This is a genomic window from Alloprevotella sp. oral taxon 473 str. F0040, from assembly GCF_000318095.2.
Lineage (GTDB): Bacteria > Bacteroidota > Bacteroidia > Bacteroidales > Bacteroidaceae > Alloprevotella.
The window spans coordinates 15262-24337 of record NZ_KB290706.1; the positions used below are offsets into that span (position 1 = coordinate 15262).

Annotated in this window: 4 protein-coding genes and 1 pseudogene; all 5 read left to right on the forward strand. The window is 53.7% G+C overall.

Annotation, left to right across the window (positions count from 1 at the left end; all coding sequences use genetic code 11):
* The first annotated feature begins 177 nt into the window (after positions 1 to 177).
* Positions 178 to 948 (forward strand): ABC transporter ATP-binding protein, encoded by a 771-nt coding sequence (locus HMPREF9999_RS01195; RefSeq protein ID WP_009436397.1) that lies wholly within the window; start codon positions 178 to 180, stop codon positions 946 to 948.
* 143 nt (positions 949 to 1091) lie between these two features.
* Positions 1092 to 2666 (forward strand): RNA-binding domain-containing protein, encoded by a 1575-nt coding sequence (locus HMPREF9999_RS01200; protein WP_009436398.1) that lies wholly within the window; start codon positions 1092 to 1094, stop codon positions 2664 to 2666.
* Positions 2667 to 2829: 163 nt separating this feature from the next.
* Positions 2830 to 5265, forward strand: coding sequence for a DNA topoisomerase (locus HMPREF9999_RS01205; protein WP_009436399.1), 2436 nt, complete (start codon positions 2830 to 2832; stop codon positions 5263 to 5265).
* A 180-nt stretch (positions 5266 to 5445) separates the two neighbouring features.
* Positions 5446 to 6450, forward strand: a complete 1005-nt coding sequence (locus tag HMPREF9999_RS01210) for an Omp28-related outer membrane protein (RefSeq protein ID WP_009436400.1) — start codon at positions 5446 to 5448, stop codon at positions 6448 to 6450.
* Positions 6451 to 6721: 271 nt separating this feature from the next.
* Positions 6722 to 8962, forward strand: a pseudogene (locus HMPREF9999_RS01215) (GH92 family glycosyl hydrolase).
* The last annotated feature ends 114 nt before the right edge of the window (positions 8963 to 9076 follow it).

A 9076-nucleotide genomic window follows, 5' to 3' on the forward strand; every position in this document is an offset into this window, starting at 1 on the left:
AGACATTAGACGTTAGAGGGTCGCAGACCCTTTTATGCTCGCCACAAGTGGCTCGGGCTAGCGCGATTGGGCTTTTCTCCGCACAGCTCTAATCTCTAACGTCTAAAACAGTCCAACTGCGCTAGCTTTCTAACGTCTACCCTTTAATTAGAAATAAATGCTTACCTTTGCAAAACTATGCAGTTCACTCTTAACGCCCTATCCTTCGGCCACCACGGTGTGCCGCTGATGCCACCCCTCACCCTCACCCTAGAGTCGGGACAGTTGGTGGCCGTCATCGGGCGCAATGGAAGTGGGAAATCCACCCTCCTCCAAACCCTTGCTGGACTGCTGCCTTCCCTCGCAGGACAGGTGATGATAAAAACAACAAGAGCTCAGCTCCTTGCGCCCACTCCGCGCTCTGGCACTCTCGCCCTCGAGCGCAATCTCCAGCCGAGTGAGGCGCAACATTCGGAAGCACTGAGCAGCAGCCCGACGGCGCAAGAGGAGGTGGACATCGATTTCTGCCAACTTGCGCCGCCTCAGCGAGCGTGCTGGATGAGCATCGTGCTGCCCACCACCACTGAAATGCCACCCCTCACGGTGCAAGAAGTGGTGCAACTGGGTCGTCTGCCCCATGCCTCTACGGCATGGCGGGCAGGACACTCGGATCCTTTGGTGGACATCGCCCTCGAGCGGTGCGGCATTGCCCATCTGGCTTCGCGCAAGATGTACACCCTCTCCGATGGTCAGCGACAGCGCGTGATGCTTGCCCGAGCTTTGGCGCAAGACACGCCCATCCTCCTCCTCGACGAACCCACCAATTTCCTCGATTTCCAAGCCACAGAAGAGGTTTTTTCCCTCCTCCACCAGTTGGCACACCACGAACACAAACTCGTCATCGTTGCCACCCACCACCTCGATTGGGCGAAAAGAGAGGCAGATAAGACGTTAGAAATTAGACGTTAGAGCCCTGCGGCGATGTGCGTCCATGCTAACTTTCTAACTTCGACTCTTTAGTTTCTAGATTCGTCCAATCGCGCTAGCCCTCTAACGTCTAATGTCTAACGTCTACCCTCTCTCATGTCTAAATTCAAGTAATTAAAATAATTATGGCACTTCACATCGACATAGAAGCACTACTTAGCAATCAGCGGATAGAGAGCAATCGCATAGAGTTTAAGCAAGGTTGGAACGCTCCGAAAATCTATCAAAGCATCTGTGCCTTTGCCAATGATTTCGACAATATAGGTGGGGGATATATTCTTGTTGGGGTAGAAGAAGAGAATGGCATGGTCAAACGTCCCATTTGTGGAGTGCCAGATGAATCTCTAGACCGCATCCTAAAGTCGATGGTGGGATATAATCACAAAATTAGTCCTTTCTACTTGCCCCGCACGTCCATAGAAGAAGTAGATGGGAAGAAACTTTTGGTCATTTGGGTGCCAGCAGGGGATATGCGCCCTTACGAGGTGAGAAGTAGTGTGGTGAGTGATAAGTCACCCTCTACAACTTACATTCGTTCAGGAAGTAGCACGATAGAAGCGAAGGGAGAAGTGTTGAATGAATTGAGAGAAATGAGCAATAGATTGCCCTTTGATGAGCGTTCGAACAAGGAAATAGCCCTCAAAGACATCTCGCTTCTCTTGGTGCAAGATTATCTTCAGCGCGTAGGGAGCAAACTGGTGGATGTGGTGCTCAAACAAGATTTGAGCGTAACACTCGAGCAACTTGATTTGTGGAGTGGTTCTTCTGAAAATAGACGATTGAAGAACGTAGCAGCAATGATGTTTTGTGAAGATCCGCGGAAGTATTTTCCCTATACTCAAGTGGACATCGTGATGTTTCCCGAAGGAGTGCTTCAAAATCCCAATAATATGATAGAAGTGCCATCTATCACGGGTTCTGTGCCCACGATGATAAGGGCTACTCTCGATTATCTCCGCACAAACATCATCAAAGAGAGAATAATAAAACCCAAAGGGCAAGCAGAGTCTATTCGTTTTTTTAATTATCCCTATCAGGCTTTGGAGGAAGCTGTGGTCAATGCCCTCTATCATCGCGACTACCAAGAGTATGAAGCTGTAGAAATCTGTGTACAACCTCACGAAATTTCTATATTAAGTTACTCAGGTCCAGACCGTAGTATATCTGCAGATGCCCTTAATTCTGCTCAGTATCTACAAGCACGTCGCTATCGCAATAGACGATTAGGCGATTTTCTTAAGGAATTGAAGCTCTCTGAGGGACGCGCCACAGGGATTCCCACTATCCAAGATGAGTTAAAACGTAATGGATCGCCTAAAGCCATCATTGAGACCGATCAAGATAGAAGTTTTTTCTTGATTCGCATTCCGTGTCATTCTGATTTTATCCATTATGATACAGTAAGTGATACAGTAAATGATACGATAAATGATATAGTAAATGATACAGTAAATGATACAGTAAGTGATATAGTAAATGATACAGTAAGTGATACAGTAAGTGATATAGTAAAACAGAGATTGGCAAAGATGCTTCAACTGCTCATACAAAACCCAAGCCTCTCCAAAAAACAATTAGCTTTGGAGCTTAGAGTTTCTGTGCCGACCATCTCCCGAGATCTATCTTTACTAATAGACTATCAGATGATTGTGCGAGAAGGATCCGATAGAAAAGGGAAATGGGTGGTGCTATTAAAATAGAGATTAGAAATTATACGTTAGAGCCCTGCGGCGAAATGTCTAATCTCTAACGTCTAATTTCTAACATCTAATTCGTCTCATCTGCCCGAGCCACTCCGTGGCGAGCGAAAATGGGTCTGCGACCCCGAGCATAAAAGGGTCTGTGACCCCTAACGTCTAAACAATGATAGTTTGCATCGCTGAGAAACCCTCTGTAGCCGCCGACATCGCCAAAATCATCGGCGCAACGCACCACCACAGGGTGGGGCGCAATGCTGGTTACTACGAAGGCAACGGATATCAAGTCACGTGGACTTTTGGCCACCTCTGCGAACTCAAGAATCCCGAGGAGTATTCCCCCTACTGGAAAGCCTGGTCGCTCGCAGCCCTCCCCATGGTGCCCGAGCGATTCGGCATACGACTCAAAGAAGGCGTGGAAGAACAGTTCAACGTCATCGAACAACTCTTTGCCAAAGCCGAGCGCATCATCAACTGCGGTGATGCCGGGCAGGAGGGAGAACTCATACAGCGATGGGTCATGCAGAAAGCCGGTGCCACCTGTCCTGTCGAACGACTCTGGATCTCCTCCATGACCGAAGAAGCCATCCGCGAAGGTTTTGCCCGTCTGCGCCCCCAAAGCGACTATCAAGGGCTCTACGAAGCTGGACTCTGCCGCGCCATTGGCGACTGGCTCCTGGGCATGAATGCCACCCGCCTCTACACCCTCAAATATGGCGACAACAATCGCCGTCGCGGAGCGCAACCCCTCTCCATCGGGCGCGTGCAAACCCCCACCCTCGCCATGATTGTGGAGCGGCAACACGAGATTCAAAACTTCCAACCCGAACCCTATTGGGTGCTCTCCACCATCTATCGCGATGTCACCTTCACCGCCCGCCTCGATGCGGAAGACGATGAGGAGGGCAAATCCGATGGTGCACAGAAAAAGTCGGAGAGCATCGCAAAAAATACGGAGATTTCTTCACAAAGTTCCGAGATTTCGGGAGAAAACTCCGAGATCTCTGGCGAAGGAGTTGCAAATAGCAGTGGCGATGCTCCACAAATCCCCTCCACAGCGGCAGAAGGAGGGCCAGCTGCCGAGGGCAAATCCCCTGCCAACAAGTCGCTCTCCAAACGAGGATTCACCAATCGCGAGGAGGCGGAAGCTGCCCTCAAAGCCATCGAAGGCACGCCCTTCACCGTGCAGAAGGTGACCCAAAAGAAGGGCACAGAAGCTCCCCCGCGACTCTTCGACCTGACGAGCCTGCAGGTGGAGTGCAACAAGAAGTATGGCTATGGTGCCGACCTCACCTTGCAACTCATCCAGCAGCTCTACGAAAACAAATTTACCACCTATCCGCGTGTAGACACCACCTATCTGCCCGACGACATGTACGACCGCTGCCCTGCCATCCTCAAGGGCATCCGCGATTATCACGTGGGGCGCACAGTGCCGCTCACGCAGTGGCTCGAACCCCTGCGCCATGCTCCCTTGCGCAAGTCGAAAAAGGTGTTTGACAACGCCAAAATCACCGACCACCACGCCATCATCCCCACAGGTGTGTTGCCACAAGGGCTCACCGATGTGCAGCGCAATGTCTACGACCTCATCGTGCAACGCTTCGTTGCCGTGTTCTATCCCGACTGCCGATTTGCCACCACCACCGTCGATGGTGAGGCGGCTGGCATCCCCTTCCGCGCCAGTGGTAAGGTGATTGTAGACGAAGGTTGGCGCGTGCTCTTCCCCAAGGCGAATGCTGCCCGAGAGGGTGGAACGAATGCCGCTTCTTCCTCCTCCGCTCCTGCCGCAGGCGAGGGTGGGGCAGCACCGCAAGCGGGCAATGCTGGGGCGCAACGCTCGGACGATGAGCGCACCTTACCGCCCTTTCAGAAGGGGGAAACAGGCCCTCACACGCCCACGCTCACGCAGAAAGAGACGACTCCGCCCAAACCCTTCACCGAGGCCACGCTGCTCCGCGCCATGGAGACGGCAGGGCGCAATGTGGACGACGAAGAACTCCGCGAGGCGATGAAGGAAAACGGCATCGGACGTCCGTCCACGCGTGCTGCCATCATCCAAACGCTCTACAAGCGCGGCTACATCCGTCTGCAGCGCAAGAGTTTGGAAGCCACTCCCACGGGCGTGGCTCTCATCGGGTTGATCCAAGAGGAACTCCTCAAGAGTGCGGAACTCACGGGCATCTGGGAAAATAAGTTGCGACAAATCGAGCACTACACCTACAGTGCGCAGCAGTTTATGGCAGAACTCAAGCAGATGGTTTCAGAACTCGTGCACACGGTGCTGTGCGACAACACCAACCGCCGTGTGCAGCAGGCTGCTGCACCTTCTGGAAATGCTTCCTCTGCTGGAAAATCCTCTGCAAAACAAGGTACATCTTCTCCCTCAGCCCCTTCTTCCCCTGCAGGAAATGCGTCATCTTCTCCCGAAAATGCGACATCTTCTTCCGTAGAAAGCAATGGCGAAGCTAAGCCGAAGCGCAAAATCATCCGTGCCGGCAGCAAATGTCCCGAGTGTGGCGAAGGCAAAGTCATCAAGGGACACACTGCCTACGGCTGCTCCCGCTGGAAAGAAGGCTGCGACTGGCGCAAACCATTCTAGACGTTAGAAATTAGACGTTAGAGCCCTGCGGCGAAGATGTCTAACCGCGCTAGCCTTCTAACGTCTAACGTCTACAACGCCCGAGCCACTCCGTGGCGAGCACAAATGGGTCCGCGACCCCGAGCATAAAAGGGTCCGCGACCCTCTAACGTCTAAAGTCTAATCTCTAACGTCTAATTCATGTCTAGAATCTTCTCACTATTATTTGCCGCCATCATGGGTGGCACTGCCGCAGCACAAGGTAGCACAGCGGCAACAGCAACGCCCCCAGAGGGCACGGTCGAAACGCACGCATATCCCAAGGACTATGTGCTCTATCCTCGTGTGCAGGTCATCGAAGAAGGCACCGGCACATGGTGCGGCTTCTGCCCGAGAGGCATCGTCACTATCGAACGCCTGCACAAAGAACTCAAAAATGTGCCATTCGTGGTCATTGCTGTGCACAGATCACAGGGATACACCATAGAAAAGATGGCGGTGGAGGACTATCGCTTCCTTGGATTTGAGGGATTACCCGCAGGATGGGTTAATCGCAAGAAGAAGGTAGACATGTCGTTCTACAACACGCGCAACGTCCTCCAACAACAACCCAAGAAAACGCCCTACAAGATGGAGACGAAGGTGACGAAAACCGATACTTTCGACTACGACATCACCCTCACCTCAATACTCGGATTTGATAATACCAAAACGAATTTGCGCATCCAGTATGTCCTCGTGGAAGACAAGGTGGGACCTTACAATCAAACAAACTATTTCTCTAACCGTCCAGAATTGGAAGGTGCTGACCATCCGTGGGTGAAAAAGCCCTATCAAGTATCGACCCTCTATGATGATGTGGCGCGAAAAATTTATCCAGTGGGTATCCAAGCTGAACAGGTGGGCATCCTCCCCACGGAGATGCGCCGCGGTGTGCCGGTGAGCCAGACGTTTCATCTCTTCCTCCCCGGAAGTGTGATGAAACCTGAGAACCTCCGCGTGGTGGGTCTCCTCATCGACAACGAGACTCAAGAGATTCTCAATGCGGATGTGCAAAAGCTCCTCACTGTGGTGCCCACTGCCGTCGTGCCCCTCGCTCCTTCCGCTCCCTCCGACGATGCTCCGCACTACGATCTCTCCGGACGACGCATCTCGCCCTCACAACCCGGACTCCATATCGTCAAAGGCAAAGTTATTAGACGTTAGAGGTTAGGCGTTAGAGGGTCATCGACCCTTTTTCGCTCACCACGCCAAGCGGGGCTCGGGCTCTGCTTAGAGGTTAGAGGGCTGCGCGGTTGGGCTAGAACCCCTAGAAGAACTAGCCCTCAGAAGAACCGAGCCACTTCGTGGCGAGCAGAAAGGGTCTGCGACCCTCTAACGTCTACATTTAACCTATAAAGATATGCCCAAAAACTATGTCCTCGCAAGCCTTATTGCAATGACTTGCATCGCCACCGCCTGCAAACCTTTGGCAAAGATGACCGAAGCATCAGGCAAGAGAGAAGGCGCATCTGCCCTCAGTCTACAACCCTCTGCCAGTCTTCAACCCTCTGCGAAGACCACCGATGCAGCCCTCAAGAGCATCAAGAGATTGAGCCACGAGGTAGACCCCATGATCGGCACAGACTGGGTGGGCAACACCTATCCTGGTGCGGCAACCCCCTTCGGCATGGTGCAGCTCAGTCCCGACAACGGCATCCCAGGGTGGGACCGCATCGCCGGTTACTACTACCCCGACAGCACCATTGCCGGATTTAGCCACACCCACCTCAGTGGCACAGGAGCAGGCGACATGTACGACATCTCCTTCATGCCCACCATCGCCCCCGTGCTCACCGCTGAGCCGCCCCTCGGTGTCCACGCCAAGTTTAGTCACGACCAAGAAAAGGCGCACGCCGGCTACTACTCCGTGCTGCTCCGCCCCTACAACATCCGCGTGGAACTCACTGCCACGCCGCGAGTGGGTGTGCAACGCTACACCTTCCTCCAAAGTTCTGACTCCGCTTGCATCACCCTCAATCTCAACAAGGCGATGAACTGGGACCGATGTACCGACAGCCAGATAGAGGTGGTGGCGAACGACGAACTCCAAGGTTACCGACACTCCGACGGATGGGCGCGCAATCAGCAACTCTACTTCTACACCCGCCTCTCACGACCTGCCGACAGCATCACGATCGAGCGCATTCCCCTCAAAGACGAACCCGCGCACCATCAGGGCTATGTGGCGAAACTCCACTATCGTGTGAAGGCTGGCGACCAAATCGTCCTCACCACCGCGCTCTCTGGCGTGGATGCGCAAGGGGCGAAGGGCAATCATCGCGCAGAAGCCCAAGATTTCGACTTCGATCGCTACCACCGCGAGGCACGTGCTTTGTGGGAATCGCGCCTTGAGCGTGTGCATCTCGAGGAAGCTACGGCGGCACAGCGGCGCATCTTCTACACCGCGCTCTATCGTGCGCAGGTCTGTCCCACCTTGTATAGCGACGTCGATGGCCGTTATCTCGGGGCAGACCGCCAAGTGCATCGGTTGTTCGAGGGGCAAAAGCACTACAGCACCTTCTCCCTGTGGGATACCTACCGCGCTGCCCATCCGCTCTACAACCTCATTGCACCCGATGACAACAAAGACATGGTGCAGTCGATGGTGGACTTGGGAGCGCAAAACCAAGGTCACCTCCCCGTGTGGAACATGTTTGCCAGCGAAACGGACATGATGATCGGTTATCACTCCGTGCCCGTCATCGTGGAAGCCATCTTGCGCGGAGTCTACAAGCCTGCCGATGCGCAACAACTCACGCGCCTGCTGCGCTCCACTGCCGAACGCTGGGGCTATCGCGGGCTGGGCGACTACGACACGTTGGGCTATGTGCCTGCCGATAAGCACGAAGAGAGTTTGAGCAAAACACTGGAATATGCCTATGACGATGCTGCCATCGCAGCGTGGGGCAAGCACATCGGTGACAGCGTGCTCCATCGCGACTATCTGCGCCGCGCCCAGAGTTATGCTCACCTGTGGGACACAGCGACGGGCTTCTTCCGCCCTCGCCTGAGCGATGGGACATTCAAGGCGGATTTCGATCCCTTTGCCTACACGAAGGACATCACCGAGAGCAATGCTTATCAGTATCTCATGAGCGTATAGCACGATGTGGAGGGACTGAAGGTGAAAATGGGCGGTGCGGATGGCTTGGCGCAACGTCTGGACGAGTTTTTCTCTGCCGAAACTCCGAAGCACGTGGAGTTGCCCATCTTCTCCACGGGCATGATTGGGCAGTATGCGCATGGCAACGAACCGGGACATCACGTGATTTTCCTCTACAACGCCGCGCGCCAACCTTGGCGCACTGCCGAACTCGCGCGCGAGGTGTGCCAGAAGTTCTACACCGACCGCCCCGAGGGGCTGTGTGGCAATGAGGACTGCGGTCAGATGTCGGCATGGTATGCCTTTGCTGCCATGGGCTTTTATCCGGTGGATCCTGTGCAGGGACACTACGAACTGACATCGCCTCTGTGGCATGAGAGCCGCATTGCGCTGAACAACGGCAAGGTTTTTACCCTCACTGCCGAAGGACTTTCCGATGAGAATTGCTACATCAAGTCGGTCACTGTCAACGGACAACCTTACACAAAGAGTTTCTTGACCTACGACCTTATCCTCTCGGGCGCAAAGGTGACCCTCGAAATGACCGACCAGCGCGGCATTTGTTGGTACTAGAGATTAGAGGTTAGAGGGTCGCAGACCCATTTTCGCTCGCCCCGCCAAGCGTGGCTCGGGCTCTGCTTAGACGTTAGAGATTAGACATTAGAGGGGAATAGAGATTAGAATTTA

Coding starts and splice junctions, on each gene's coding strand:
- HMPREF9999_RS01210 (WP_009436400.1), top strand. CDS start 5,446: ATGTCTAGAATCTTCTCACTATTATTTGCCGCCATCATGGGTGGCACT.
- HMPREF9999_RS01200 (WP_009436398.1), top strand. CDS start 1,092: ATGGCACTTCACATCGACATAGAAGCACTACTTAGCAATCAGCGGATA.
- HMPREF9999_RS01205 (WP_009436399.1), top strand. CDS start 2,830: ATGATAGTTTGCATCGCTGAGAAACCCTCTGTAGCCGCCGACATCGCC.
- HMPREF9999_RS01195 (WP_009436397.1), top strand. CDS start 178: ATGCAGTTCACTCTTAACGCCCTATCCTTCGGCCACCACGGTGTGCCG.